Raw genomic sequence first — 1,012 nt, forward strand, 5'->3', positions numbered from 1 at the left:
ATCCAGTAGTTGGTCTGGATGTTTCAAGAGGGGAAAGTCAAGTCCAAGCATTTTTAGATAAGGGTAAGCCTTACAGAAAAAGTTTTAAAGTATCGCACACCAATGAGGCTTTAGATTCCTTACTTCAATTTTTAAAAGAGGTAGAAAATGAATCAGGGTTGGAGCCAACCGTAATATTGGAATCAACGGGTCATTATCACGCTCCTTTAATTCAGTTTTTAGAGGAACAGAACTACTTGTATATTATGGTCAATCCATTACTGTCTTATCAGGCAAAAAAATCGAGTTTGCGAAAGGTGAAAACAGATGCGATTGATGCTTTTCACTTATGCGAGTTGTATTACAAAGAGGATTTGGAACCTTATAAAAAAAGGGGTATTCAACTCTTAAACCTTCGTAATCTAACTAGACAACACGAAACAATTACGGGTCTGTATGTGCAAGCTAAATTACAGTTCCATGCCATATTAGATCAAGTTTTCCCTGAATATAAAGGGGTATTCGGAGATATGTATTCGAAAGTCTCTTTAAATACTTTATTGGAGTTTAAAACATCCGAATCCGTGTTACAAGCTGGGGAGCATAATTTAACAGATAAGATTGCGGGGTTATGTATAACTCGTTCAGAACGTTGGGCACATGAAAGGGCGAAGAAACTGATTGAAGCGGCACAGCGTAATCCATTCAAAAATACACTGTATCAAAGTCATTTGATAAGTCTTGAAATGTATATTCAGATGCTTCTCCAGTACCAAGAGCATCTAGCGAAGTTAGATGATCAAATAGATGCCCTGGCAGGAGAAATAGAAGAATATAAGATTATCCAATCAATCTCTGGGATTGGTAAAAAAATCGCTGCAACGATTCTTTCCGAAATTGGTGAGATTGAGAGGTTTAATCATCCTAAAAAACTGGTTGCCTTCTCTGGAATTGATCCGAGTGTACATTCGTCTGGTAAATTTACAGCGACGATAAATCGGATTACCAAAAGAGGTTCAAGTAGGTTACGACA

General features: G+C 37.4%; 1 protein-coding gene. It reads left to right on the forward strand.

From position 1 onward, the window contains the following. Positions 1-1,012: IS110 family RNA-guided transposase (locus tag DZB84_RS24600; protein ID WP_116354914.1), on the forward strand; the 1,012-nt coding region annotated here is incomplete at both ends.

Source organism: Bacillus sp. HNG (assembly GCF_003400205.1).
GTDB lineage: Bacteria > Bacillota > Bacilli > Bacillales > Bacillaceae_L > Ferdinandcohnia.